Source organism: Heyndrickxia shackletonii (genome assembly GCF_001420715.1).
GTDB classification, from domain to species: domain Bacteria; phylum Bacillota; class Bacilli; order Bacillales; family Bacillaceae_C; genus Margalitia; species Margalitia shackletonii.
On record NZ_LJJC01000004.1, the window covers coordinates 723423 to 749155 of the forward strand.

The window sequence follows — 25733 nt, forward strand, 5'->3', positions numbered from 1 at the left end:
TAATTTAAAAGGTTGATTTATAGAGGAGGATGGTTATGAGGAACACGGACATGGAACAAAGAAAACATCCAACGGTTTTTGATCCAATCGTTATCATCACGATTGTGGTCACATCTGTGATAGGGGCAATCATCGGTGTGCAGTTAATCACATCACTAGGGATTTCAGCCAATACCTCCATTATAGGTGCCATTTTTGCTATGATCATAGCGCGAATTCCTATTAAAACATTCCTTAAGTTTAAATCCATACACAGGCAAAATCTAGTTCAAACGGGAATTTCCTCCGCAACATTTGGGGCAGCAAGCAGTTTGCTTTTGCCTATTGGAATTCCATATGTTTTAGGGATGAAGGAACTAGTGTTACCTTTATTTATTGGGGTAATCTTAGCAATGTTTGCAGATGCTCTCTTACTTTATAAATTTTATGATTCAAAAGTTTTCCCTGCGAGAGAAGCATGGCCACCGGGAATCGCCACAGCCGAATCTATTAAGGCTGGTGACCAAGGTGGAAAACGGGCAAAATTATTAGGTGTTGGTATCGTAATTGGTCTTATAGGATCTGTATTGAAAATACCAATGTCTGCATTTGGGGTTGCCTTCATCGGTAACATTTGGGCTCTTACGATGTTTGGTATAGGGTTATTATTAAGGGGATATTCCATCCCATTGTTTGGAATCGATCTTGATACACATTACGTTCCTCACGGATTTATGATTGGTGCAGGAGTCGTAGCTTTGGTACAAGTTGGATTTCTTATATTACGTAAAAACAAAACTGAAAAACCTGTTAATGGCAGCAATGCAGAAATAGCAGCAACAATAGAGGAACCTATCTATACGAGAAACGAAAAAGATATTGGACAAGCTTTTGGTTTCGGATTTATAGCTTATCTTCTTATTGCCATATTATTGGCGCTGACTGGTGGTCTTTTAACCCATATGTCTACTGGAATGTTAATAGGATTTTTAGTTTTTGCAGCTTTTGCAGCGCTGGCCCATGAGATGATTGTTGGGATTTCGGCGATGCATGCAGGATGGTTTCCTGCCTTTGCTGTAGCCCTAATTACCCTTATCATAGGAATACTTATAGGTTTTCCTGCTCCTGCTCTTGCCATCTTAGTTGGGTTTAGTGCTTCCACGGGTGTGGCATTCGCAGATATGGGATATGACTTAAAAACTGGCTACATGCTGCGGGATAATGGGAAAGATATTGATTTTGAGAAAAAAGGAAGACGACAACAACTTTATGCTGGACTTATAGGATTTTCTGTTTCTGCTATCGTTGTATTTTTAACTTATAATGGCTACTTTTCAAAAGGATTAATTCCTCCAGTTGATAAAGTCTATGCAGCAACCATTAAATCTGGGGTATCTAGTAATATTGCTACTCAATTATTAATATGGGCAATACCTGGTGCACTATTGCAACTTATTGGTGGGTCCAAAAGACAAATGGGGATATTATTTGCTACTGGATTATTAATTGTCAATCCTATTGCCGGTTGGGCTGTATTAGCGGGCATTCTGATTAGAATTATTGTCTTAAAGTGGAAAGGTAAAGAGGCAGAAACACCAATGACCATTATGGCGGCAGGTTTCATTGCTGGTGACGCTTTATATAGTTTCTTTACTTCTATCTTTAAAATGGGAAAATAAATAATTTTAAGGAAGCCATACTATTTTTGGTATGGCTTTTAGTTGTGCTACTGGCAGTCGTACCTTGTGCAGTAAATCTGCATTGAATGTGCACAGGTGATCATTGGTTCTGATGCATACACTGGTATTTCAGTTGCAGAAGGTTCTAAAGGTACTTTAACATTCTCAGTAACTGACTTAGTAAAAGGTAACCATGATGTAATTGCTGCAAAAGCTGTAACAGTTGATGTTAATAAAACAGCAGCTGATGGTCAAACTGTTACTACAGCAACTATTTTATAAAGTAATCAGGAATTAGGACTGGTGCCACTCACCTGTACGTACACCTCAAACCATTTACCATTCATGTCCACTATCTCAGAAAATCTTTACATACAAGTAAATAAAACACTATTCCTCATCAAAATGGTAATTTAATAGTTAAAATATACCATCCTAAATGATATAATAATTAATATATAATTTTTAAAATTAATTACACATCTGAGGTGGAAAAATAATGTTAAGATCTAAAAAACTATTAACTGTTCTAGTTGTAATATTCACTTTCTCATTTTTTCTTCAGTCAATTGTAACAGCCAGTGACAATGAAGGAATTGATAAGAACATACATGGTTATGCGTTAGTTGAGCCTGTAAATGTTTATGCCAGCACTTCGAGAGAGGCACCTATTCTAAAAAGCTATGATTATAACCATCCTCTTGTTTATCAACCGTATTCAAGCGACTGGTATATTGTTGAAGTAATTGTTAATGGAAATAGGTATAAAGGCTATATAAATAAGGATGATGTCGGAAATATTAGTGAGGCACAAAGCGTCAAAGGAATAACATTAAATAATACAAATGTTTACAGTTCTACAAGTATCGATTCCCCCGTCTTAAATAATTATGAAAAGGGAAGCATCATCGAATATCGAAGCTACGATACTGATTGGTATATGGTTACAGTAAATGATAACGATAAAGAATATACGGGATATATTCCAACAAATAATGTTGAAACCATTACGAATAAACCTATTGAAGGTGAAATCGGGGTTATCGAGTCTACTAAGGTGTACTCAAATCCATCCTTAGATGCAAATATAATCAAAAGCTATCAGGCTGGGCAACTTTTGAGTTATCGAACATTCACCAAGAATTGGTACGAAGTGAAAGTCTATATAAATGGGGAGGTACAAACTGGATATATATTTAAAAACGATGTAAATAAAGTTCTAGAAGGATATGCCGCTAAAAACCCAACAATAGTGTATAGTGACACTTCAGAGAACTCAAATATATTAAAAGTTTACAAGAAAGGAAAATTACTTGCATATCGGCCATATAACTCAAATTGGTTGATGGCAACGGTTATTGTAAATGGGACGAACCAAACCGGATATATTCCTACTAGCGATGTGAGTACATACGCTCCAAGTATACAGTCTACTGCCCTAAAAAGCCCAACATATGTATATAGTAAAACTTCTAGAAAGTCATTAGTATTGAAGAGTTATAAAAAAGGGGACATTCTGAATCTAACGCATTATGATGATAATTGGTATCAAGCTACAGTTAATATCAATGGAAAGAAAGAAACTGGCTATATAGATGTAAATGATGTAATGGTAATTCCTGTTACAAAGGATCCTGGATATAATATTCCCATTTTAATGTATCACCAAATCGGGGATAATCCTCGTCCTAATGAATATGGTAGGTTTGTTACTGAACAAAATTTCAAGGAACAAATGGAATATTTAAAAGCAGCAGGATATACACCCATTAATTTCGATGAAATCGAAAACATAAAAAATATTCAAAAACCAATTATCATTACCTTTGATGATGGATTTGAAGATAATATCGTTGCATACGATATTTTAAAAGATTTAAGAGACGAAACGTATAATCCAAAAGCAACATTTTTCATCATAGGCTCAAGAATGGATGAAAATAATTATCTTTCATTAGAACAAATAAAGGAAATAAGCAGTTCTGGAATTATCTCCATTCAAGCACATACCATGACACATCCGTTTTTTAATGATGGCGAGAACGCTGGTAACATTGATTTAGTAAAAGAGATTAAAGAAATCAAATTGTTACTGGAAGACATTACCGGGAAGAAAGTTTCTGCAATTGCTTATCCATATGGCAGTTATAACAACACAGTTATGAACGAAGTAAAAAAATATTATGACTTTGCTGTCACAACGAAACCAGGAATTGCAAATACAAATAATAATCATTATGCATTACAAAGAGTGAGAGTAAGCTTTTCCACTACATTAGAGGAATTTAAAAAGCTAATTGATAAATAAAGTGTTGCAAGGGACGAGGGGACAGGAACCTCGTCCCAAGGCCTGAACTCGGGGATATAAAGTTCCAAAAATCCCCGATTAAAAGGAGGCATAACTTTGGCAAAATCCCAAAAAACTTGTGCGATATTAGGTTTTATTTTTTTATTTTTGCACTTAGCCTATGTAGGAGGATATTCCCAAAACGCCTTTTTTAAATCCTATACTCTGGTTATCGGCCTATTTTTTTTAATAATAGATCTAATCATCTTCATTTTTATGTACATAAAAAAATTTAGGTAAGATTGGTGACTGTCACCAATCGAAATGTGTCTAATGACATGAAGGAAGCTCTGTGGAGAGAAATCTCTGCGGGGTTTTTCTTCTTTGATAGAATCTGAATCAAATAGAAATTATTTTAGAAGAAAATAAATCAAGCCCAAATTCCTTTAGAAGAGTTAGGGCTATTTCTATTTGAGGAGGAATAAAAATGAATAAATGGCTTTGGTATTCGTTAGTCCTCGTTGCAATAGGGTTGTTATTATTAAGCATGCTAACAGGTAAGCTGATTTTGTCTGTGATGACTCTTTTGCTTGCCCTGTTTTTAAAACGTTACTATCATAGCATCCCGTTGCCAAAATATCTTACCAGTAATAAGATTTATTCAAGTATTAGTGGTAAAATATACGATTCGTCAGCTTTTCAGGAGGGTGACGAAAAGAGATAAAGAATAAAATAAAAGAGTAGATTTATCTTTTTATTCTGGAGGAGATCTGCTCTTTTCCCACTTATTTCAAACTCTCACCATATATTGGCTAACCTGCGTATGCTTCACCAATTCCGCCTGCAATTCTTCCTTCTCCCTACTTTTCAACAATTGAATAATCCTTCGATGTTCATCTGGACTTTCGGCAATTTGGAGCGGATTGTTTTGATCAAAGAAATGGTCGTAAAAGATTAAATAGATATTGGTTTTGTCTAGCAGTGTTTCCGCAAATTCGTTGAAATACTGATTATTGGCTTTTTGGACAATGGATAAATGAAATTGCTTATTAATAGAAAGATATTGTTCAATGTCTTTTTTATAGGATGCAAGTTCTTCTTTCTCCACGAGTTCCTGCAAAAGCATGATGTCCTTTGGGGTTATGTGTTCTACGGCGATTCCCGCAGCCGCACTTTCGATTACTGCCCGTGCGTGGCAAATATCTTTTATTTCCTCATGGGAGGGATTGGCGATATACGCTCCCCGGTATGGAATCATGTCTACTAAACCTTCCTTGGACAATTGCTGAAAGGCTTCTCGGATGGGGGTTCTGCTAACCTGCAGTTGTTTGGAAATATCCGTCTCTATAAGCTGGAATCCTGGTGTCATTTTTCGTTGGAAAATGGCTTCTTTAATATGCTGATATACCCTTTGTTTTAAGGAGAGAGACTTTTCATTGGTCAATCTATGTACCATCCTTTCTAAAATGGTGTTAATAAAATTTTATTTAATATTATGAAAGTTAGTATAATTTAAGACTCGTATCAATAAAATTGTAGTACAAAATTGTTCTACATTTTGAAACAGAGGAGGGATGGCTGTGAGGAAATTTTCGATTCTCGCTTTATTTGCTGTACTTGTATTCAGTTTGCTTGCTGGTTGTGGCAAGGATGATGCAAAGGGGAATTCCAAAGAAAATGTGCTTTCAAGAGTAAAAGACTCAAAGGTTCTGCGGGTTGGATTTGAAGGTACATATCCGCCATTTAACTTTTTAGATGATGGTAATAAATACGATGGATTTGATGTCGATATATCGAATGAAATTGCCAGTCGGTTAGGGGTGAAGGCAAAGTTCATCGCTACTAAATGGGAGGGTCTAATAGGAGGTCTGAAGGCGGATAAATTTGACATCATTATTGGGCAAATGTCTATTACGGACGAACGAAAGAAAAGTGTGGATTTTACAGACCCATACGTTGTGACAGGATCGGTCCTCATAACTAGGAAGGATCAAAATGATATTTCCAAACTTGAGCAAATTAAAGGTAAAAACGTAGGAGTTGGCGGAGGAACAACCTTTGAAAAAGTGGCAAGAAGTGTGAATGGTGCCAATGTTCATTTATATAAAACGGTGAACGAATATATACAGGATTTAATCAATGGACGCTTGGATGTCATCATCAATGACCAACTATTAATGAGCTATAACATTCAAAAAGAAAAGCTTCCGATTAAAGTCGCCAGTGATATCGTCAATAAAGATAGCATTGGGATGGCTGTGAAAAAAGGAAATGAAGATTTCGTGAAAGAATTAAATCAGGCATTAGCCGATATGAAGAAAGATGGAACCTATAACAAGATTTATAAAAAATGGTTCGGAACAGATCCGTTAAGTGAGTGAAATAGAATTCAGTAAAGAAGAAATGAGGAGATAAACAATGCTAGCAGTCGTGTTAGGAACCGGTATGATTGGTACGACCGTTGTGAAGGAGCTTGCGAGTTGTTCAGTCATCCATAAGGTTACAGCTGTGGATGCCATCGAATCGAGTGTAACGAAATGTCTCGAAATTGCGGAGAACAAAAAGGTAGAAGGAAAAGTAGCGGATTTACATTCAGAGGAAGCGATTTATGAGGTACTAAAAGGAGCGGATGTGGCCATTGCTTGCTTACCGCATTCACTAAGTTTATCTGCAGTTAAAGCAGCTATTTCTGCTAAATGCCATCTTGTCGATTTAGTAGGTTCGCAATTTGAAAGAAAGCTAGAATTAGAGGAAGAAGCGAAAGCGGCAAATGTACTGGTCGTACCAGGCTGCGGGGTTGCTCCCGGAATAACCAATTTTCTTGCGGCACAGGGGATCGAGATGTTAGATGAGGCTGACGAGGCTATCATGATTTGCGGTGGAATTCCGAAAGATCCATTGCCGCCGTTATGGTACCAGGTTGTCTTTCGATTGGAAAGTGTAATGGGGCTTTATACACGTTCCGCATTGGCGGTTGAAAATGGAGAGCTGATAAGACTTGAACCGTTATCAGGATTGGAACGACTGTCATTTCCAGAACCTGTGGGTGATTGTGAAGCGGTCATTACGGATGCCCACAGTACCGCTTATACGTTAAGAACAAAGGTCAACAACCTATATGAAAAAACCGTTCGATATCCGGAGCATTGGAGTAAAATGAAAACGCTCGCAGAGTTAGGGTTTTTAGATGAGAAACCAATCGTTGTAGAGGGAATCGAAGTGAGTCCGCGGAAAATGACAGAGGCGATTTTAGCTCCTCAATTAAAAGGAAAGTCCAATGAGGATATTACCGTTGTTCGGGTTACGGTGAAAGGAATAAAAAATGGGAAGCCAACTGAGTATGAATGGGAAATGGTTGATTTTTACGACCATAACCGCAATATAACTTCGATGGCAAAGACTACTTCCATACCTGCTATGCTGATGGCGAAGTGGATCGCGGAAGGAAAGATAGGAGAGCGTGGTATTGTACCGCCTGAAAGCATCATTGTTAGGGACCGTTTCCACCCTTTTATCGAGGAATTAGCAGAGTATGGAATTCATTTTACTTTTACGAGCAAGTGATGGTGCTATTTAAGATGACAAGGAGGAGGGGAAAATAGGATGTCATTACTAGCTGAATCATTGCCGCCATTATTAACTGCCACGCTCATGACTATTGTGCTAGCTGTGGTTTCGATGCTTATTGCATTGGTTCTAGGTTTCTTTACGGCACTCGCCAGAATTTCAAAGATCAAAGTACTTAAAGCTATTGCTTCTATTTATGTATCTATTTTCCGCGGAACGCCTCTATTGGTACAAATATTCGTGATTTATTATGGTTTGCCGCAGATTGGTATCCAGTTAGAACCGATACCGTCCGGAATTCTTGCTTTAAGCTTAAATGCAGGCGCCTATTTGTCGGAATCCTTCCGGGCAGCGCTTATTTCTGTGGATCGAGGCCAGCATGAAGCTGCCGTTTCCTTAGGAATGACATACGGTCAGATGATGCGAAGAATTATTATTCCGCAGAGTATTCGAATTGCGATTCCAACGATGTCGAATACCTATATTATTTTGATTAAGGATACGTCCCTCGTGTCCGTGATAACGGTAACAGAACTACTGCAAATGTCTTCCCTCATTATTGCAAAAACCTTTGAGCCGCTTACCATCTATTTAATTGCTGCCGCCATTTACTGGGTTGTCATTACAATCTTCACTGTCCTATTAGATCGATTGGAGAAACGGACTTCGAAACACGTAGTTCAATAAAGGAGGGAAGTAGATTGGAGGTTATTAAACTCGAAAATATTACGAAAAACTTTGGTAGCAATGAAGTACTACAACAGATAAATTTGACAGTGAATAAGAGTGAGGTTGTCGTTATTATGGGGCCAAGCGGCTCTGGTAAGTCGACGCTCCTTCGATGCATGACGTTTCTGGAGGAGCCTAATTCAGGTATCGTTCGTATCGGTCAAACGGAAATGAAAGCTGGAGAAAAGATGAATGGTGAGCGGAAAAGACTCATTCGAAGCATCCGCCAAAATACGGGTTTTGTCTTTCAACAATTTAATCTATTTCCGCATAAGACAGCCATTGAAAATGTAATGGAAGGCCCGCTTATTATCAAAAAGATGCCAAAGGAAAAAGCAAAGGCCTTTGCTTATTCCCTCCTCGAAAAGGTAGGATTGTCCGATCGCTGTGATCACTATCCATCCCAGTTGTCTGGAGGTCAGCAACAGCGTGTCGCGATTGCCCGGGCACTATCCATGGAACCGATGGTGATGCTATATGATGAACCCACATCAGCATTAGATCCTGAGCTTGTGCGAGAAGTGTTGCAGGTGATGAAGGATCTCGCGAAGGAAGGGATGACCATGGTTGTCGTCACTCATGAAATGGGATTTGCGCGAGAGGTTGCTGATCGAGTGCTATTTATGGCGGATGGAGTAATCGTAGAGGAAGGGACGTCCGATCAGATATTTAGCGCACCAAAGGAAGAACGAACGAAAAGGTTTTTGCGTGATGTGAAGACGGTGTAGGGAAAGGTAATAGATAGCTTGGATTGATTTCCGGGCTATTTTTTTATCGTCGAGGAAATTATAAAACTTAACCCTGTGGATAACCTGAAACTAGCTGCAGCGCTTGCGTATTTTTTTAGTAGGAACAAAGAGGCGGTGGTTCCCCCTTAATACTTTTTAATACTGAGGAAGGTTTCTGGTGTGTATCTTTTTTCCTCCATGTTACTTCATTGCAGGTAATTCATCTTACTTGTGTATATACCTAGTCCCATTTTACCTAAAGGCACATATACTAACTTGAATAACAAGGAGGGATAGAATGGAACGGCAAATGAAATATGGAAATTATCCAAATCAAGGCTACCATCATGGACACGGAACCTATCACCCAGGTCAAGGGTACCATCATGGGCATGGCGCCTATTACCCAGGTCAAGGCTACCATCATGGACATGGGACATATAAACCTGGTCAAGGGTACCATCATGGACATGGGACATATAAACCTGGTCAAGGCTACCATCATGGACACGGTACCTATTACCCAGGTCAAGGCTATCATCATGGGCATGGAAGTTATCACCCTGGTCAAGGTTACCATCATGGACATGGCACCTATATTCCTGGTCAAGGTTATCATCATGGACAAACCGGATACTATCCAGGTTATGGCGTTCACCATAGTCAAGGAACATATGGTCAATAGGGGGACAACGGGGGACGGTACTCAAGGTCCCCTAATCTTATTCAAGGCAGGATAAAGTCTATTACATAAGAAATTTTTAAAAGTGGACGGAATTAAATGTCTGGGGTATAAACTTTTCACGAAAATAGTTTGGAAGATTCGCTAAGTGAAACTCGGACGGGATAGTGCCGAAAACTAAGCCTGAACGGTAACAATAGAAGTAGTATCGTGCCCGAAATCAAGCCCGAAGAAGGAATATGGTAACAATAGAAGTAGTATCGTGCCCGAAATCAAGCCCGAAGAAGGAATATGGTAACAATAGAAGTAGTATCGTGCCCGAAATCAAGCCCGAAGAAGGAATATGGTAACAATAGAGAGAGTATCGTGCCCGAAATCAAGCCCGAAGAAGGAATATGGTAACAATAGAAGTAGTATCGTGCCCGAACCCAAGCCCGAAGAAGGAATATGGTAACAATAGAAGTAGTATCGTGCCCGAAATCAAGCCCGAAGAAGGAATATGGTAACAATAGAGGGAGAATCGTGCCCGAAATCAAGCCCGAAGAAGGAATATGGTAACAATAGAGGGAGAATCGTGCCTGAAATCAAGCCCGAAGAAGGAATATGGTAACAATAGAGGGAGAATCGTGCCTGAAATCAAGCCCGAAGAAGGAATATGGTAACAATAGAGGGAGAATCGTGCCTGAAATCAAGCCCGAAGAAGGAATATGGTAACAATAAAGGGAGTATCCTGCCCGAGCCCCCATGCGAAGTCGGAAAACGGTCACCAAAGAGGAAGAATGGTGCCCGAACCCCCGTGCGAATCTGGAAAAAATGGTCACCAAAGTGGCAATATGATGCCCAAACCCAAACCCGAAGCATAAATATGGTCATCAATAATCACTTTTCCTCAAATAATGCAAAAGTACAAGAAAAAATTGTACTAATATTCGATAATTTTGCAGAAAAATTGTTGAATAATTCTAATTATATTGTAAAATAGGATTTACTTTTAAAAATGTGTGTTAGTGTTCTCCTTTGTTGCTAGTTTTGCCCCTCTAAAAAGCTACTAAAGGAGAGTCACCAATTCATAACCAGATTTAGAGATTGTGTAGGAGGTAAAGTATGAAGGTAATAGAAAAAGTAAGTGGATTCGCAGGCAAGACTTTTACATTTTGGGTGATCATTGTAGCCGTTTTGGCTTATATGTTTCCGGGAAGTTTCAAATGGATAGGCGGATATGTTGTTCCTCTGCTGGGGATTGTTATGTTTGGTATGGGGCTTACTCTTTCGGCATCTGATTTTAAAGAGGTATTTCGCAGACCAAAAGAGGTGGCACTGGGAGTTGCGGGGCATTTTATTATAATGCCGGTATTAGCATTTTTATTAGCGGTTGGGTTACATTTACCGAAGGAGGTAGCTGTGGGTGTTATATTAGTTGGATGTTGTCCAAGCGGAACTTCCTCCAACGTAATGGTGTTTTTAGGTAAGGGGAACGTAGCATTAGCTGTTTCAATCGCATCCGTTTCCACCATTCTGGCCCCTATTTTGACACCGCTGCTTATTTTGTTGCTTGCCAGCAAATGGGTACATGTTAGTGTTGGATCATTGTTTTTGTCCATCGTACAAGTCATTATTGTTCCTTTATGTTTAGGGTTTATCATTAAGAAATTTTTTGGCAGACAAGCTCAAGCGGGAACGAAGGCAATGCCGCTTGTGTCTGTTATCGCAATTGTCATGATTGTTTCTGGTGTAGTTGCTGGAAGCCAGGCGCAAATTGCGAAAACGGGCTTACTTATTTTTGCCGTTGTTGTTTTACATAATGTTCTTGGGTATTGTTTAGGATTTTTCTTTTCCCGTCTATGCGGCATGGATTTAGCAAAACAAAAAGCGGTTGCCATGGAGGTTGGGATGCAAAACTCCGGTTTAGGAGTTGCGATTGCCTCTGCAAGTTTTTCCCCATTGGCAGCTGTCCCAAGTGCTATTTTCAGTGTATGGCATAATATTTCAGGCTCCATCCTAGCGTTTATCTTTAGTAAAATGGAAGATAAGAAGACAGAAGAAGTGAAGAAAATTGCTGGGTGAGTGACAGTTATGGAATTAGATCCCCCTTTGCCTAGAGATGTAGTAGGCAAAGGGGGGCTCAAGGTGGTTCATTAGAATTGCTTTATTATGTGAAAATAAAGATGTATCACGGAAAGTTTATATCAATGAAAAAATAATATGCGTTTTTTTACAAAATCAACCTCGATTGGAACGAGGTTGATTTTATGATTTTTATTTACATTCACTAAGTACCGTCATCCTAATCTTCTCCAACGCTCCCTTTTTCCACTTCTTCACCGCAGATGGCGATACTTTTTCATATGCCGCAAGTTCAGCAGAATTCATCCCCAAGTAAAATGTAGCCACAACCCACTTTTTCTGATTATTCGTTAGTCCCTCACAATACGCTAATAAGGTATCTTTTTCTAACGGCTTCACAGCACCTTCGTCAAATTGAATGTCCCAAAACTCTTCTTTCGGATAAAATTGTCTCTCCTCCACTTTTGAGCATCTTTTTATTTCACTTAACAATCTCCCCTTCATCGTCATATAGGCATAGCTTGTAAACGATCCTTTGCTCGGATCGAATTTTTCCTTCGCCTCCCACAGTGCAATCAAACCTATTTGAAAAAATTCGTCATAGTTTTTGTAAATTCGTAAGGAATGCAAAATATGATGAATCATCGCTTCGTATTCTTTCATTATCATTTGGAAATCTTCCATTCGACAGACCTTTCACAAAAGGCGCCTTTTGTCATGTATTCCCGGGTTAGGTCCACCATATCGGAAAAAATTTGTCTGTACGAATCAAGATTTTGGTAAAATCCATGTTGAAAATAAGAGATAATGATCTTTTCTTGCAGAGAAATGGATAGTTTCCAGCGATTCAACCGTAAATAATAGCCCTTTTTTATCTATTAAAAAAATTAGGAAAATTTATATAAAAATATGGATTTAAGTGGAAAATTATAGTATACTATACCCATAAAAGGGAAAGGGAGGTTATGAGATTGATAGAACTGAAAGACTACATCGTGACAACTGACACGGTAGCACTAACAGAAATCTATCATCCAGAACTAAACACAAAAATTTATGATTTAAATGGTATTTATTACTCAAAACAAACGATGAAGGATATCCTGAAGAAGTCATGTGACAGATATGGTGCCTCCTATCAAGGACGAATTGAAACCGTTCGTAACATATTCTCTTATTGGAGAAGGACCCCATTGATGATTTATCCTGAGTTGTTTTTATATGCGTTTCCTACTAAATCACCGGAAGACTTTACGTGCAGGTGGATTTTTCCTGCCCATATACAAACCCACATTATAGAAAATAATCACCTCTATGTTATTTTTAAAAATGGAATGAAAGTAGAGCTAAATTGCTCTCTTAACACATACATAAAGCAAAGAGAAAGAACTGCCCATTGTTTAACCCATTATTCTGTGCATGGTCCTGGTCGTGATCCTCAGAATAACAGTACGGATATTAATGGATTGCGGTTTGATAGATGGAATAAGTAGATTAGAAAAAGGCAAGCTCTCCTATTCTGAAAGAGCTTGTCTTTTTTTTTGGAAATTCTTCTTTTTAAAAAATGGCTCTGTTAAATTTAAATGTTGATTTTTATATAGTAATTAGGATACCCTCACAAATTCGTTAAGCTCTCCCATTCTTTTCCGACTAACGGTACCCGTTACTTTAAGCACATCTTTTAACAAACTTATAAATCTTAAGCATCTGCCGATTAATGAAAGAAATGAAAAGTATATCAAGTTATTGAATGGATAGAATAAGCGGGAAAAAGTGAGATGATGAGGTGTTGCTATGGAACATAAAGTTTTACCAAGGAATGAATGGATCGAAGCGAGAAAAGAACTTCTACAGAAAGAGAAAGAATTTACGAAGTTGCGGGACGAACTCACGCAACAGAGACGAGATTTGCCGTGGGAAGCTGTCAGCAAGTCTTACACATTTGACGGTCCCAATGGTAAGATGTCACTCGCAGACTTATTTGATGGAAGAAGTCAACTAGTTGTGTACCATTTTATGTTCAATCCCAGTTGGGATCAAGGCTGCAAACATTGTTCTTTTTGGGCGGATCATTACAGTGGGATGATTCCGCATCTAAACCACCGTGATGTCTCTTTTGTCTGTATATCCCGTGCACCATTAGAAAAGTTGGAAGCATTCAAAAAACGAATGGATTGGACATTTCCTTGGTATTCATCAGGTCATACGGATTTTAATTATGATTTTCAAGCATCTTTTACCGAAGAAAAAGTAGAGAAGGAACAAGCATTTTACAATTATACAATGCAGAATCCTATGAGTACCGACAGGGAGGGCGTAAGCGTTTTTTACAAAGATGAAGGAAATAATATATTTCATACTTACTCGACCTACGCTCGTGGTATTGACATGATGAATATCACTTATCAGTTTCTCGATTTAGTGCCGAAAGGTCGGCAAGATGATCGTGGACTGCGGCATCGTGATCAATATGTTCCAAAAGTATAAACCAGGCGAGGGAGGACCTCGCTTTTTTTTCATTTAATTTAATATCAGAGTTAAACTAAACTGGCTGATAGTTGAGAAGCACTGTACAGCCAATTTTGATAAGAGTAAGCTATCGTAGGTATCTGTCATTTCAAAAACAAATGATGATAATAGAAAATCTTTAATATTGTGCTTTGTGTTTTCGTTACTGCGACTATCAACAAACAAAAACCTGGCTAAGTAGATGTCAAGGTACTTGGTTGCTACACCTTTGAATCGGTTTTCCCTATATACTTAGTGAAGACAATTTATTAAGGGGAGTAGTAGCATGAACTACATTTACGAAATGAACTCATTTTTTGATTTGATCGAAACTAATTCTATTTCAACTGCAGCAATGAATCTTTGGCATGCGTTAATGAATATCAACAATAATGTGGTTGGAAAAAGGAATTTTCGGTTTCACGAACGTTCATCGAAGCAAAAACAGGTTTGAAAAAGGATGCTTATTATGCAGCAAGAAAGCTTCTTCAGGAAAAAGGTAGAATTGGATTCAAGGAACAGGGATCACAGGCAACGGTATTTTGGATTATCCCTTTTGTGGAAGAAAAGAAAATTCAGTCGGAATTTGCGACAACTTCCACATCAGAAAGCCCGACACCATTCCAGAAAATTTCCCAGACAATAATCCCGACATCCGATGAAAATCCGACACCATCCCAGACAGCAAACTCGACAACGAATCCGACACAAAGCGCGAACATTCTTAAACAATAAAAATGAATGATGATGAATACATAAAAGTGAAGGACTGCTATGAATAAAAATTTGGAATGATTACTCCGTTCATCATGGAAGAGTTATCGAAGTAGATAAAGGACCTGAGCAGTGAAATGGTTATCGAGGCTATGCACAGATCGGTGGAGAAAAATAAGCCATGGGCATAGGCGAGGAAGATTCTAAAAAACTGGTGTAAACAAAATATAAACTGAATATCCTGAATCTAATAATCGGGAGGGAAATCAAAGAAGGAATCTGGGGGAGGATGCCGAAAATAGGATTATCAGCAATACTATTTTTCTTTTTATCAAACAGTTTGGAAAGATCAAAAGCAGGGAAGTGAAACTTTGGATAAAAAGAATGAACTTGTAGGGAGAGTCAAGGAAATCCGGCGGTTTCCTGTAAAATCAACCTTAGGGGAATCTTTAACATCCGTTTCCATTGATCAACGAGGTCTATTTGGAGACCGTCTGTGGGCAATAAAAAATGGGAATGGAAAGTTTGGGAGTGGTAAGACAACACGACGTTTCCAGCAGATGAAAGGATTATTTAATTTTAGAGCCAGATATGAGGGGACTACTCCAATTGTAACAATGCCTGATGGAACGGATTATCGGGGTGATCATAATGGTGTAAATGAGGCATTAACGCAGTGGTTAGGTTTTCCAGTAACCTTGGCACGGGAGGAATCAATATCTCATTTTGATGAAGGACCAATAAGTATCATTACGACTTCTGCGTTAAATCAGTTTAGTCAGGAAATAGGAGAGCCAGTAGACCCTCGTCGTTTTCGAGCTAATATTTTAATTGATACAGCATCAACGGGATACTTTGAAGATGATTGGGTGGACCGATTAATCAAAGTTGGACCGAACGTTATCATCAGAGTTGTGGCCCCGCTCCAAAGGTGTGTAATGGTGAACCAACCACAGGAGGAACTAAAAAAGGATGTTCGGATACTGCGTAACTTGGTTAATAATCATGATGCAACGTTTGGTGTTTGGGCTAAGATTGAATGTAATGGTGAGGTAAATGTTGGAGATGAGGTAATCTTTCAATAATTCCATGGTTGTTTCATTAATGTGGATATTCCTTTGATATATTTTATTTTACCTGTGGGACAAAAGCTGTTAATCACGGTGATTACAGCTGTTATTTATACCCTTGATTTTATAATTAGTAGTTTGTTAATATCAAAATTAGAGATGTAAAGAGAGGGGAATCTAGATTCCATATGTGGAAAACCTTGTAATGATTAATTAACTGGATAGAGACAGTATGCTTTTTCCATAAATAGTATGGGTGTGGTCTGTCTATCTTTAATCATTCAAGGGATACATGGTGTGGAGTTATAAACGCCCCATTCACTAAGCAGTTACCTTTGTGTATCTGCTTTTTATTTTTTTGGGAAATCTACATCTCTAATAACACAATCATTGTTCCCTTTATTAGGAGGGATTTTTAATGACTAATAAACAGGATAAAATTGCAATTATCACAGGTGTAAGTAACCAAAGAGGAATAGGTGCTGCTGTATGTCGCAAGCTAGCTTCTCAAGGGTTAGATATTTTCTTCACTTATTGGAATGCTGATTCTGAATGGCCAGATATATTTCAACGTGAGATTTCGGCAATGGGGGTTCGGTGTGAGGGATTGGAAATTGATTTATCAAAGGTTGATTCTCACCTATTCTTATTGGATGAAGTTTCAAAAAAATTAGGGTTTCCTTCTATACTAATCAATAATGCGGCACATTCCGTTGATTTGGGATATATGGATTTAGATACAAAGTCATTAGATGAACATTACAATGTAAACATTAGAGCAACTTGTCTTCTTTCTGCAGAGTTTGCTCGCCGTTTCCAAGAAATGAATAGAATGTGGGGACGAATAATTAATATAACATCTGGTCAAGATCTTGGTCCTATGCCTGGGAATTTAGCTTATGTAGCAACAAAAGGTGCAATTTCAGCGTTTACACTTTCTTTATCAGCTGAGCTTGCACCTTTAGGTATAACAGTAAATGCAGTAAATCCAGGACCAACAGATTCAAACTGGATGACGGATGATATAAGAAAATATCTTCAACCTAAATTCCTAATGGGACGTATTGGACTGCCGGAAGATGCTGCACGCATTATAGCATTTCTTGCTAGTGAAGAGGCAAATTGGATAACAGGACAGGTTATCCATTCGGAAGGTGGATTTTATCGAAGTTAAAATGACAACTCTCCGTAATTCATGTAGATTAGTTGATTTGCAACTAATTAGGGTACTTGAGCTAAAGAATCGGTCGCCATTTTGGCGGCTTTTCTTTTTTTACGAAAGATGAAGATTCATTCAATAGGATAAGTTTTCTTCCCTACATATTTTCTTGAGTAATGCCCGACAGCCAGCTGAAACAAGACTATAAGTTTCTTCAAAGTCGCCTGTGTAAAATGGATCGGGTATATCTTTTCTGGCTTTGGTCAGGTCTAGCAACCTAATAATCTTTGGATGATTAGGTTTGCCGGTTATACTATAAATATTTTTTATGTTACTCTTGTCCATACCTATAATATAGTCGAACTTCCAAAAGTCTTCTTTTATTAGTGGGCGTCCAACAAGCCCATTAGAAGAGATATTGTATTTCTTTAGAATATCAAGAGTTCCTTTGTGAGGAGGTAAGCCGATTTGCCATGAACTGGTTGCAGCGGAATCAACTAAGATTCTGTCATTTAAGTTTTCTTTCTTAACCATGTCGCGAAACAAAGCTTCAGCCATCGGTGACCGGCAAATATTCCCCAGGCATACAAATAAAACTCTAATCATGTACTTTACCCCTTTTATTTATCTTATTTTCACAAACACTATCACATGTACTGAACACACTATTCGTAATTACAAATATATGTACTGCATAGAAATTTGGAACGGCGTACGGATTTCATCCATTGTTATGAAGTACTAAGTATGAACTCTATGTTTTTTCTTTGTAATTAGTTGTTCTTTCACAAAACGGGTTAGCTTAATCAGGTGATATAATATTAATCGGTTAACCCTCTCAAAATTCCCCACTAGTATAGGTTAAAGCAAATCGTATAAAGGTGGTTTAATGGATAGATTAAATGAATTAAAAGATATTCTAATAAAAGGACAACAATTATCCATGCAAGGTTCCCTACAAAGGAGAGCTCCGTCAAAAAAAGCCGTACCTTTTTTATTGAGTGCTCGGAAAGGTTTAAAGGAATTTGTTATTGAAAATTCGAATAATGCTTTGGCTTGGCGTTTACTTTCCCAGGCAGAAGAATGCTTGTTGAATTACAAAGAAGCTATCATCTGTCAGGAGAAAACAATGGAATTAGGTCACAGAGAACGTAAGGATTTAAAAAAGACTGGCATTGTTAAAAGAATATGGTGGTAAGTGGGAAGAAATAAATCTATCGCCTGAACAGTTGGAAACACTTGGGGAGTTTTTGGATGAGATGATAAATTCAGAAGGATGCGACCATACACATAAATTAACAAAGAGTTGGCTAGAAAATAACGTTCCTAAAAGCAAAATTTCAAAAATCATAAAAGCTATGCGGAATCAAGGAGGATTTTGTGATTGTGAGGTCCTTTTAAATGTAGTGGATTAGACATAGATTTATTTCTTTCACTTACGGATTGCGTTTTTTTGTTGAAGTTTCTTCTTGAGCTAAAGGGAGTTTAGTTAAAACAAGACATAGAAAAAAATTAAGTGCAATAGATGCTAATAGGGAGTGAATTATTTGAAGAAATATACGTGTCCTTGTTGTGGATATAAGACCTTTGACGAAGAGCCATCTGGAACGTTTGATATTTGTGACAATTGCAAATGGGAAGATGATAATGTAATGAATGAAAATCCGGACTACTGGGGCGGTGCAAACGGAGTATGTTTAAGGCAAGCTCAAAGAAATTTTATTAGATATGGTGCTAGTGAAAAAATATTTGGTGATAAGGGCAAAAAAAGTAATTACGAGAAAAACCCTTTATGGAAACCAGTTTGGGAAAAGGAAGCAAAACCCAATGAAAACAAACTAGCACAAATATTAATAGAAGGAAATGTTATAGATAGTAGGTTTAAGAGGTCGGTACATATCAATGAATTTATAGATGAATTTACTAAATTTCTCGAACAAAAGGGATGGTCTTTTGGTGGTGAAATAAAACAGGAAAATACAGAGAATGATAAGGACTAGCAAAAGAACAACTAATAATAAATCTTATTTAAAAAACGGGGAGTTTAGTTGAATACAAATAAGTTAAAATAAGGAAAATGATTTTGTGAGGAAGTGTTTTTATTGTTAGATATTGAAAAGGTAAAGGGGAAGATTCAATTATTAGATGAATCTGATGCCAAAAGTCATTTACTAATTATATATGCAAGATTAGAGTCAGCAATAAACGGAAAAGGTGGAGAGGAACCTAAACAAATAATTAAGATTTATTAGATATTTATTCTGAACTTCCAGGCAGTAGAAATTAAAACTGTTGAAGATCCAGCTGCCATTTCGGCGGCTTTTCTTATTGAACAAAAGGGCAGGATAGTGAAATTAGTATATTATCACATTGTTTTGTAAAGAAAGGAATTTAGAATGCCTACTATTCATGAATATTTAAATGGTTTATTTCCGGGAGTTACCCTAGGACCAAGTCTAATAGACCAATGGAAAATTAATTTGCACTTTGAGTTCGCTAGAGAACTTTATCAATTTATCGATGGTTCAGATGAAATTAATCTAAAATACTTTGAGAAAGTGTTTTTTCAAGCATCATCAATCTTTAACAGTATATTTTCAGATGATGATCAAGTTTTCCTATTAGTAAATGTTTATAGGGAAAATGACTTAAAATATAAATCAAAATTAGGATTATACCTTAAATATATTTCCGATAAGAATGTCAGATATCATTTACAGCAAAGTACCTTTCCTTACCCATTTCCTGAAGAAGAAGAGGAGGAACCAATTAACGCTTATACAATTCAATATTCCATAAAGTGTATGAAACGTGACATTCAGACCCGCTTAATTTTAAAGGCATTAACTAATAGAGATTTTCCTCCTTTAAAGCCAAGATTCTCAGATGAATTAGGAATGCACTATGATGTATTTTTCGTAAATGTCTCTAAAAATGTAATATTCTTTATGCACGATGATACTGGCTGCGAAGTCATATCTAATTCTTTGGAAACCCTTCTCCCATTATATGAGAGGTATGGTGATTGGATTTGTCCCTTCTGTAAGGATAATATTGATAAACTTTTTAAGTAAAGAAGGATATATTACTATAAAGTTTGTGAAGAATGTACATAAATTAACGTGAGCATTATTTCACCAAGTAATTTTACACAGACATAAAGAATACACCAATAGGAAAGGGCTGGTCGGTTATTTGAAACAATATTAAGAGGCGGTGTTTGGAATTGTTTGATTTAAGGAGAGTTTCCAATTAGTCCTGTTATTATAAAGTAACTTGAAATACTTACGATATTAGGAGGTATGAGAATTCATAAACGGAGAATTTCCGGTTAATGTATATAAGGGAGGCTTAAGAAGAAGATATAAGCGGAGATATTCCGATTAACTTCTCTAAATAAGGCGAAATCCAAAGAGTTAGAATAAGATAAACGGAAAAACTTCCTTTATTTTTAAGGAAATATGGGTATTTCCCAATTTAAACGGAATTTCTCCGTTTATTTTTCAAACAGGTAAAATCAACATTTAGTTATAACAGAGCAAAAATCAAATAACTTTGTCTGATAGTCCGATATATTAGTAATTTGCATCAATCGTAACAATTCAATTATCAGACAGAGAATATCTATTCGCAAGTTGTTTCTTACTATGTGATTTATCATGTTATTTTATATCGCTAATTTACCCAAAACATTGATAGCAACAATAAAATCACTGCCGTACCCTATTTGCATTGTGTGATTTACTGTTTTGCACCTTTAAGAGAACCCGTTAACTATTTGTCAGCTTTCTTTCAAAGGGCAGTTTAGTGGAAGTAGGAGAAGGTAAAAAAAATAAACTCGCCCAAAAATAACTGTGGCGAGTTTTGTTTTATATTTCCCAATAGGAACAATTTGGTGATTTCTGCAAAAGATTATTCAATTAAGTTTTTCGTTGCTTGGTACATTTTCTCTACGTAGTCGTCGATTTCGTCCCGTGACATACGTAAGCGTTCCACAGAAGTACCATATCCAATTTCCGTTTTACCTTCTGCTAATCCTTTGAAAATACCATCTGCAAATGCATCTAATGGTTCTCCAGACATATGCAGACCTGTACCGCCTAAATCGGTATTCACAGCTGGAGGAGCAACTTCAATGACTTCTACAGAGGTATCAGAAAGTTGGTGTCTGAGACTCATTGTAAAAGAATGAAGTGCTGCTTTCGTTGCTGAATATATAGGTGCAATCACAAATGGAGTAAAAGCTAATCCTGATGTCACATTAATAATAGTGGCCTCTTCTTTGGTTGCAAAAAATGGAGCGAATAACATAGAAAGCTGGATCGGTGCTTCCAGGTTGGTTATGATTTCTTTATTAAAATAACTCCAATCGTTCTTCGCGTCTGCTTTTAATACATTAAAACGTTGTTGGATCCCTGCGTTGTTAATCAACACATTTACATCTGGGTAGTTAGATGTTACCCAATCAAACAATGCAACACGTTCGGCTTCATTAGCCAAATCACATACACGAGTAATCAGGCTCGGGAATTTTTCTTTCACGTTCTGCAGTACTTCTTTACGCCGACCGCATACAATCACTTTATTTCCAGTCTTAATAAAGCGTTCTGCGAAAGCAAGTCCTATTCCAGCATTTCCGCCTGTAATCAGTATTGTATTTCCTGAAAGTTTCATTATAGTACCTCTTTTCTAATATTTTTTTAGACAAACTGTCACTCATCCTGTTTTCTTTCTTGAATTTGTTTTGTATAACGTTCAATTTTGAAGTCAATTCCCTTTATTGATTCCCTCATTAATGAAATTTCTTCTAGAACCGCTCGTTTGTGATTTTTCATCATTTCAAGCCTAAGTTCAATGGTGCTGTCACCTTCAATCACCCAATCAATATATTGCTTAATACTACTTATTGGCATATTCGTGTTTTTTAAACACAACACTGTTTCAAAAAGTGCAATTTGATCTTCTGAAAATAACCGTCTACCGGCTTCATCACGCTGGATAAGTGGTAGTAACCCCTGTTTTTCATAATAACGTATCGTTCACTGTGGTATATTGAATCTGACTGCGACTTCGCTAATTGAATAGTATTTCATTTGGAGACCTCCAAAGTTGATCTTTATCTTTCGTCGACAGAACTATCATACGACTTAAAGGAAGGTTTAAGTCAACAAAAAAACGAAAAAATTTTTCATAGTAAATTATTCTTAGAGTACATAGGAAAGAGTGTGAAAAGTGGATCTTAAAGTAGCGGGTGCAACAGTTTAAGATTCAACTGCCATTTCGGCGGCTTTTCTTATTGAATGGGGGATATCTTGGTTAAAAATGGTATAATTTAGAGAAAGATGGAGGGGGAGAGTTTTACTTATGGAATTCCTTGTATTAGCAATTTTATTAGTGTATTTATTTGACTTTGTAGCATTAAGAAAGCAAAATCAAACAATTATTGAACAGAACAAAAAAGTTATTTCTTTATTGGAGGATATTAGAAATAAATAAAAAAATAGATATTAAAAATTAAGCTAACGGTTGCGTTGATCCTTTAAGGATTAATGCTTTTTTTATTGAGCTAACGGGCAGTTGAACAATCGTCATTATATTTTTAAAAATAATCCGACTATTTGGTAAAATAACACAAATAGTACTGGATATCTATGTTAAAATATAGATGAGATGGTGAAGGATTGTAATTTAACCATTTAAACAGGTTACTGCTGCATCCTATAATAAGTAACAGACAATACTAATATTAAAGTTATCAATAAAAATTGGTGGATTAAAGGGGATTGAAAAGTTGGAATATAATGGCTTAAAAATAATTTGCCCTGACGATTGTGGAAATGCACCCAAAAAATACTTTCTAAAGGAATTAAGCATTGCTTTTGCTAAAAACGATTTGGCTTTTATGGTAGATAATATTACAGAGGATTTTAATTGGAATATTGTCGGTAAAAAGCTTATCCAGGGGAAAGACAGTTTTGTCGAAACATTAAAACAAATGCAGAATAATAAAGTGAAAGAACTACATATTAGTAATATTATTACCCACGGCTATGATGGTTCTGTAAACGGTACTTTCATATTAGAGAATAAGAAGATTTATGCTTTCTGTAACGTGTACAAATTCATTAGTCCGCGTAATAATTCAAAAATAAAAGAATGTACTTCTTATGTAATTGAATCATTGTAATATTAGTTATTAGATGTTTAAGATACGGGCAAATGAACAGGATAAGAAGTGTGCCTGTTTTGCGTATAAGGACCAGATTATTTAATGATAGGAATTGCAAAAAACAAGAACCTAGGAGGTATGAGATATGAAGATCCATAGAATAGATCATGTGGGTGTAATCGTAAATGATCTTCCTGCTGCAATAGACTTTTTTCTTGTGCTTGGTCTTAAAGTGCTAGGGGAAGCAGAAGTGAAAGGGGAGTGGGTGGAACGGATTATTGGGCTTAATGACGTGAGAGAGACAGTTGTCATGTTAGGGATGCCAGACGGCCAGGCAACTTTGGAGCTGGTCAAATTCCATACGCCGTCAGATCAAATAGGTGTCCAGCAATCTTTTGCAAATACCTTGGGTATCGGGCATATTGCATTTGCTGTTGAAGATATTGAAGCCATTGTTACCAAATTGAAACAGAAAGGTGCAGAACTTTTTGGTGAGATATTAAACTACGAAAACGCTTATAAATTATGCTATGTTCGTGGGCCAGAAGGCATTATTTTAGAGTTGGCGGAGGAAATCAAATAAATATTGAACGTTATTGTATACGAGATTGAATACAGTTTTTTATCAATCTTTATTTTAAAGTTACCCATATATAATTCATTCGTTAACACAATAAACGAAATTTTTGATAATCAAAAGCTACAACAACAATATCTGATTTGGTCAAACAGCTCTTAACCGAGAAGTATCAGGGATAGAAAATAGGTCAAAAAAAATACCCATTGAGGGTAGCTTTACCAACCGTTTTTGAATATATGAGACCCACTAAAAATGCTGTATATAATCCATACACTGATTATTGCTCCTACAACAATAGCTCCCCACTTTACAGATTTCTTCATTTTATCTCCCCTCTCTTTCATAATCTATTCACTTTTGTGGAATTAATGAGTCAATTAGTGGATGAAGAAAGGGGAAGGCTTTTTAGTAAAAGAGTCTTACTTTTTGTTATAGCTAAAAAATCAGTTCCAGACATTTTTTATAGATGGTGAATGAACTTAAAGTAACGGAGGCATTTCTTTAATTAGGGATGCTTATTCTTATGCATTAAAACTTTGTAAGAAAAATGTATTTGTTCTATTTCCATGATACTATAAAACTATGATTTCAGTTGGGAGGAGAGATAATACATGAATAATCAAATTGAAACATTCGAGGGATCAAAGCATTTCCGGCTGAATCAAGTGGCTAAGGGGGTATTTGCTGCAATCTCAGTTCCAGGTACCGGCTCTTTAGGGAATGCGGCAATCATTGATTTAGGTGATGCCACTATTGTGGTGGATACCTTCACGACAATACAGGCTGCGGAAGACTTAAAGGCTGCCGCCATGTATCTCACGGGAAAACCAGTTTCCTATGTGGTCAACACACATTGGCACAGTGACCATACAAGCGGAAATCAAGTATTTGCTCCTAAAGCACAAATAATTTCTACGTCTGCCACACGTGAAATGATGGATACATTTGGGAGGAACAGGTTATCACAACAACTGTCCAATCCCGAACCGATTTATCAGGCTATCGACGAAATAGAGAAGAAAATACAAAATGAGACAGACGAAAAGTTAAAGAGAGATATGCAATGGGAAAATGCTAGTGATCGTGAGTATATGAAAATACTGCCTGATTTGGTTTATACTCTACCAAAGATAACCTTTGATCATCAAATGAGTATTCATGGAAGTGATCTATCAGTGCAACTTATTACATATGGAGGCGGTCACACACAAAGTGATGCATTTGTGTACCTGCCTGAACAGAAAATTGCCGTTATGGGGGATTTAGTGCTCTCGAAGCATCATCCTGTAATGAACAATGCAAATCCACAGGAATGGTTGAATATTTTAGAGCAAGTAGAACTTCTTAATATAGAAACGATTATACCGGGACATGGTGAAGTTTGCTCAATGAAAGAACTTCATGAGGTTAAAGGTTACATAAAGGATATAGTGGCATTGGTCGAGGAAACGGTTCAAAGTAATAGAAGTATTCATGATATTTTAATACCAAATGCTTATCAAGATTGGTACTTTTCCACATATTTTAAGTCAAATTTGAAAAAAGTCTATGATTTAACCATCCAATCAACGGATTAAGAAAAGACAAATTTAGACCTTCCAATTATGAAAGCAATAGGGTGCATTCCTTTAATAATTTCGGTTAAACTTTTTGCTAACCCAAAGGCATCTGACTGGATGTACACCTACAGAGTTGATTGGAATACTTTAAATCATCTTATCTTCTATAATTTCTTAGAGGTAAGATGATTTTTTTATTTATTTATTTTTAAACGATGGGCATTGTGAATTTTTCACTAATACTAAGTGTAGCTGTTAC

Annotated in this window: 29 protein-coding genes and 2 pseudogenes; 25 read left to right on the forward strand and 6 right to left on the reverse strand. The window is 36.9% G+C overall.

Annotated elements, in window-relative coordinates:
• Positions 1-35: 35 nt before the first annotated feature.
• The 4 genes from AN964_RS03570 to AN964_RS03590 all read left to right on the forward strand — a co-directional run bounded on the left by AN964_RS03570 (position 36) and on the right by AN964_RS03590 (position 4669).
• Positions 36-1658, forward strand: coding sequence for an OPT/YSL family transporter (locus AN964_RS03570; protein WP_055738396.1), 1623 nt, complete (start codon positions 36-38; stop codon positions 1656-1658).
• A 96-nt stretch (positions 1659-1754) separates the two neighbouring features.
• Entirely contained in the window at positions 1755-1940 is a 186-nt protein-coding gene (locus tag AN964_RS03575; RefSeq protein ID WP_055738397.1) for a hypothetical protein, read from the forward strand.
• 217 nt (positions 1941-2157) lie between these two features.
• Positions 2158-3966 (forward strand): polysaccharide deacetylase family protein, encoded by a 1809-nt coding sequence (locus AN964_RS03580; RefSeq protein ID WP_055738398.1) that lies wholly within the window; start codon positions 2158-2160, stop codon positions 3964-3966.
• A gap of 466 nt (positions 3967-4432) precedes the next feature.
• Complete coding sequence (locus AN964_RS03590) at positions 4433-4669, forward strand: hypothetical protein (RefSeq protein ID WP_055738400.1); 237 nt, start codon at positions 4433-4435, stop codon at positions 4667-4669.
• A gap of 66 nt (positions 4670-4735) precedes the next feature.
• On the opposite strand, the gene AN964_RS03595 is transcribed toward AN964_RS03590, so the two are convergent.
• A complete protein-coding gene (locus tag AN964_RS03595; protein WP_161809204.1) occupies positions 4736-5389 on the reverse strand; it encodes a GntR family transcriptional regulator in 654 nt (217 codons plus the stop codon).
• Between the two features lie 136 nt (positions 5390-5525).
• On the opposite strand from AN964_RS03595, the gene AN964_RS03600 reads away from it, so the two are divergent.
• The 6 genes from AN964_RS03600 to AN964_RS03630 all read left to right on the forward strand — a co-directional run bounded on the left by AN964_RS03600 (position 5526) and on the right by AN964_RS03630 (position 11715).
• Entirely contained in the window at positions 5526-6326 is an 801-nt protein-coding gene (locus tag AN964_RS03600; RefSeq protein WP_055738402.1) for a transporter substrate-binding domain-containing protein, read from the forward strand.
• A 37-nt stretch (positions 6327-6363) separates the two neighbouring features.
• Positions 6364-7509, forward strand: a complete 1146-nt coding sequence (locus tag AN964_RS03605) for a saccharopine dehydrogenase family protein (protein ID WP_055738403.1) — start codon at positions 6364-6366, stop codon at positions 7507-7509.
• A gap of 39 nt (positions 7510-7548) precedes the next feature.
• Positions 7549-8199 carry an amino acid ABC transporter permease gene (locus AN964_RS03610; protein WP_055738404.1) on the forward strand — a complete coding sequence of 217 codons (651 nt, stop codon included), beginning with the start codon at positions 7549-7551 and terminating at the stop codon, positions 8197-8199.
• Positions 8200-8213: 14 nt separating this feature from the next.
• The gene (locus tag AN964_RS03615) at positions 8214-8969 is read left to right on the forward strand and encodes an amino acid ABC transporter ATP-binding protein (protein WP_055738405.1); all 756 of its coding nucleotides are present in this window, start codon (positions 8214-8216) and stop codon (positions 8967-8969) included.
• 298 nt (positions 8970-9267) lie between these two features.
• Positions 9268-9654, forward strand: a complete 387-nt coding sequence (locus AN964_RS03620) for a hypothetical protein (protein WP_235950787.1) — start codon at positions 9268-9270, stop codon at positions 9652-9654.
• 1101 nt (positions 9655-10755) lie between these two features.
• Positions 10756-11715 carry a bile acid:sodium symporter family protein gene (locus tag AN964_RS03630; RefSeq protein ID WP_055738407.1) on the forward strand — a complete coding sequence of 320 codons (960 nt, stop codon included), beginning with the start codon at positions 10756-10758 and terminating at the stop codon, positions 11713-11715.
• Between the two features lie 192 nt (positions 11716-11907).
• Here the strand turns inward: AN964_RS03630 and AN964_RS03635 are convergent, their stop codons facing one another.
• The gene (locus AN964_RS03635) at positions 11908-12384 is read right to left on the reverse strand and encodes a sigma-70 family RNA polymerase sigma factor (protein ID WP_235950811.1); all 477 of its coding nucleotides are present in this window, start codon (positions 12382-12384) and stop codon (positions 11908-11910) included.
• Positions 12385-12686: 302 nt separating this feature from the next.
• Between AN964_RS03635 and AN964_RS03640 the strand changes: the two genes are divergently transcribed.
• Positions 12687-13208, forward strand: coding sequence for a competence protein ComK (locus tag AN964_RS03640; protein WP_055738409.1), 522 nt, complete (start codon positions 12687-12689; stop codon positions 13206-13208).
• Positions 13209-13509: 301 nt separating this feature from the next.
• Entirely contained in the window at positions 13510-14202 is a 693-nt protein-coding gene (locus tag AN964_RS03645) for a DUF899 domain-containing protein (protein ID WP_055738410.1), read from the forward strand.
• Positions 14203-14235: 33 nt separating this feature from the next.
• Here the strand turns inward: AN964_RS03645 and AN964_RS25315 are convergent.
• Positions 14236-14463: pseudogene (locus AN964_RS25315) on the reverse strand (hypothetical protein); the annotation flags it as partial.
• Between the two features lie 46 nt (positions 14464-14509).
• Between AN964_RS25315 and AN964_RS26245 the strand changes: the two are divergent.
• From AN964_RS26245 to AN964_RS03660, 4 genes are all read left to right on the forward strand, one after another.
• Positions 14510-14677 (forward strand): hypothetical protein, encoded by a 168-nt coding sequence (locus AN964_RS26245; RefSeq protein ID WP_161809205.1) that lies wholly within the window; start codon positions 14510-14512, stop codon positions 14675-14677.
• Positions 14674-14958, forward strand: a complete 285-nt coding sequence (locus AN964_RS03650) for a hypothetical protein (RefSeq protein WP_055738411.1) — start codon at positions 14674-14676, stop codon at positions 14956-14958. The genes AN964_RS26245 and AN964_RS03650 overlap by 4 nt, the downstream gene beginning before the upstream one ends.
• Positions 14959-15308: 350 nt before the next feature.
• The gene (locus AN964_RS03655) at positions 15309-16022 is read left to right on the forward strand and encodes an MOSC domain-containing protein (protein ID WP_055738412.1); all 714 of its coding nucleotides are present in this window, start codon (positions 15309-15311) and stop codon (positions 16020-16022) included.
• Positions 16023-16425: 403 nt separating this feature from the next.
• Positions 16426-17181: an SDR family oxidoreductase gene (locus tag AN964_RS03660; protein WP_055738413.1), complete on the forward strand. Its 756-nt coding sequence runs from the start codon at positions 16426-16428 to the stop codon at positions 17179-17181.
• A 120-nt stretch (positions 17182-17301) separates the two neighbouring features.
• Here AN964_RS03660 and AN964_RS03665 read toward each other — a convergent pair whose 3' ends face one another.
• Positions 17302-17772, reverse strand: coding sequence for a low molecular weight protein-tyrosine-phosphatase (locus AN964_RS03665; RefSeq protein ID WP_055738414.1), 471 nt, complete (start codon positions 17770-17772; stop codon positions 17302-17304).
• Between the two features lie 283 nt (positions 17773-18055).
• On the opposite strand from AN964_RS03665, the gene AN964_RS26995 reads away from it, so the two are divergent.
• From AN964_RS26995 to AN964_RS03680, 5 genes and pseudogenes are all read left to right on the forward strand, one after another.
• Complete coding sequence (locus tag AN964_RS26995) at positions 18056-18364, forward strand: hypothetical protein (protein ID WP_235950812.1); 309 nt, start codon at positions 18056-18058, stop codon at positions 18362-18364.
• Between the two features lie 61 nt (positions 18365-18425).
• Entirely contained in the window at positions 18426-18581 is a 156-nt protein-coding gene (locus tag AN964_RS27000; RefSeq protein WP_235950814.1) for a DUF2695 domain-containing protein, read from the forward strand.
• 132 nt (positions 18582-18713) lie between these two features.
• Positions 18714-18971 (forward strand): annotated as a pseudogene (locus AN964_RS27005) (CPCC family cysteine-rich protein); the annotation flags it as partial.
• Between the two features lie 297 nt (positions 18972-19268).
• Complete coding sequence (locus AN964_RS26250; RefSeq protein WP_161809206.1) at positions 19269-19418, forward strand: hypothetical protein; 150 nt, start codon at positions 19269-19271, stop codon at positions 19416-19418.
• A gap of 144 nt (positions 19419-19562) precedes the next feature.
• Positions 19563-20240 carry a DUF3885 domain-containing protein gene (locus AN964_RS03680; RefSeq protein ID WP_055738415.1) on the forward strand — a complete coding sequence of 226 codons (678 nt, stop codon included), beginning with the start codon at positions 19563-19565 and terminating at the stop codon, positions 20238-20240.
• An 838-nt stretch (positions 20241-21078) separates the two neighbouring features.
• Here the strand turns inward: AN964_RS03680 and AN964_RS03685 are convergent.
• Positions 21079-21840: an SDR family oxidoreductase gene (locus AN964_RS03685; protein WP_055738416.1), complete on the reverse strand. Its 762-nt coding sequence runs from the start codon at positions 21838-21840 to the stop codon at positions 21079-21081.
• A 38-nt stretch (positions 21841-21878) separates the two neighbouring features.
• Complete coding sequence (locus AN964_RS27245; RefSeq protein ID WP_280513076.1) at positions 21879-22202, reverse strand: MerR family transcriptional regulator; 324 nt, start codon at positions 22200-22202, stop codon at positions 21879-21881.
• A gap of 328 nt (positions 22203-22530) precedes the next feature.
• Here AN964_RS27245 and AN964_RS27250 point away from each other — a divergent pair, with 328 nt between their 5' ends.
• The 4 genes from AN964_RS27250 (at position 22531) to AN964_RS03705 (ending at position 25492) form a co-directional block, all read left to right on the forward strand.
• Positions 22531-22662, forward strand: a complete 132-nt coding sequence (locus AN964_RS27250; RefSeq protein WP_268888429.1) for a hypothetical protein — start codon at positions 22531-22533, stop codon at positions 22660-22662.
• A 295-nt stretch (positions 22663-22957) separates the two neighbouring features.
• Complete coding sequence (locus AN964_RS03695) at positions 22958-23353, forward strand: nuclear transport factor 2-like protein (RefSeq protein WP_055738417.1); 396 nt, start codon at positions 22958-22960, stop codon at positions 23351-23353.
• Between the two features lie 127 nt (positions 23354-23480).
• Positions 23481-23918: a VOC family protein gene (locus tag AN964_RS03700; protein ID WP_055738418.1), complete on the forward strand. Its 438-nt coding sequence runs from the start codon at positions 23481-23483 to the stop codon at positions 23916-23918.
• 608 nt (positions 23919-24526) lie between these two features.
• Positions 24527-25492 (forward strand): MBL fold metallo-hydrolase, encoded by a 966-nt coding sequence (locus AN964_RS03705; RefSeq protein ID WP_055738419.1) that lies wholly within the window; start codon positions 24527-24529, stop codon positions 25490-25492.
• Positions 25493-25733: the final 241 nt, after the last annotated feature.

Bases quoted from the DNA above. Each gene is read 5' to 3' on its own strand.
- AN964_RS03570 (WP_055738396.1), top strand. From the start codon at position 36: ATGAGGAACACGGACATGGAACAAAGAAAACATCCAACGGTTTTTGAT.
- AN964_RS03580 (WP_055738398.1), top strand. From the start codon at position 2,158: ATGTTAAGATCTAAAAAACTATTAACTGTTCTAGTTGTAATATTCACT.
- AN964_RS03590 (WP_055738400.1), top strand. From the start codon at position 4,433: ATGAATAAATGGCTTTGGTATTCGTTAGTCCTCGTTGCAATAGGGTTG.
- AN964_RS03605 (WP_055738403.1), top strand. From the start codon at position 6,364: ATGCTAGCAGTCGTGTTAGGAACCGGTATGATTGGTACGACCGTTGTG.
- AN964_RS03610 (WP_055738404.1), top strand. From the start codon at position 7,549: ATGTCATTACTAGCTGAATCATTGCCGCCATTATTAACTGCCACGCTC.
- AN964_RS03620 (WP_235950787.1), top strand. From the start codon at position 9,268: ATGGAACGGCAAATGAAATATGGAAATTATCCAAATCAAGGCTACCAT.
- AN964_RS03630 (WP_055738407.1), top strand. From the start codon at position 10,756: ATGAAGGTAATAGAAAAAGTAAGTGGATTCGCAGGCAAGACTTTTACA.
- AN964_RS03635 (WP_235950811.1), bottom strand. From the start codon at position 12,384: ATGATAATGAAAGAATACGAAGCGATGATTCATCATATTTTGCATTCC.
- AN964_RS03645 (WP_055738410.1), top strand. From the start codon at position 13,510: ATGGAACATAAAGTTTTACCAAGGAATGAATGGATCGAAGCGAGAAAA.
- AN964_RS26245 (WP_161809205.1), top strand. From the start codon at position 14,510: ATGAACTACATTTACGAAATGAACTCATTTTTTGATTTGATCGAAACT.
- AN964_RS03660 (WP_055738413.1), top strand. From the start codon at position 16,426: ATGACTAATAAACAGGATAAAATTGCAATTATCACAGGTGTAAGTAAC.
- AN964_RS03665 (WP_055738414.1), bottom strand. From the start codon at position 17,772: ATGATTAGAGTTTTATTTGTATGCCTGGGGAATATTTGCCGGTCACCG.
- AN964_RS26995 (WP_235950812.1), top strand. From the start codon at position 18,056: ATGGATAGATTAAATGAATTAAAAGATATTCTAATAAAAGGACAACAA.
- AN964_RS27000 (WP_235950814.1), top strand. From the start codon at position 18,426: ATGATAAATTCAGAAGGATGCGACCATACACATAAATTAACAAAGAGT.
- AN964_RS03680 (WP_055738415.1), top strand. From the start codon at position 19,563: ATGCCTACTATTCATGAATATTTAAATGGTTTATTTCCGGGAGTTACC.
- AN964_RS03685 (WP_055738416.1), bottom strand. From the start codon at position 21,840: ATGAAACTTTCAGGAAATACAATACTGATTACAGGCGGAAATGCTGGA.
- AN964_RS27250 (WP_268888429.1), top strand. From the start codon at position 22,531: ATGGAATTCCTTGTATTAGCAATTTTATTAGTGTATTTATTTGACTTT.
- AN964_RS03700 (WP_055738418.1), top strand. From the start codon at position 23,481: ATGAAGATCCATAGAATAGATCATGTGGGTGTAATCGTAAATGATCTT.
- AN964_RS03705 (WP_055738419.1), top strand. From the start codon at position 24,527: ATGAATAATCAAATTGAAACATTCGAGGGATCAAAGCATTTCCGGCTG.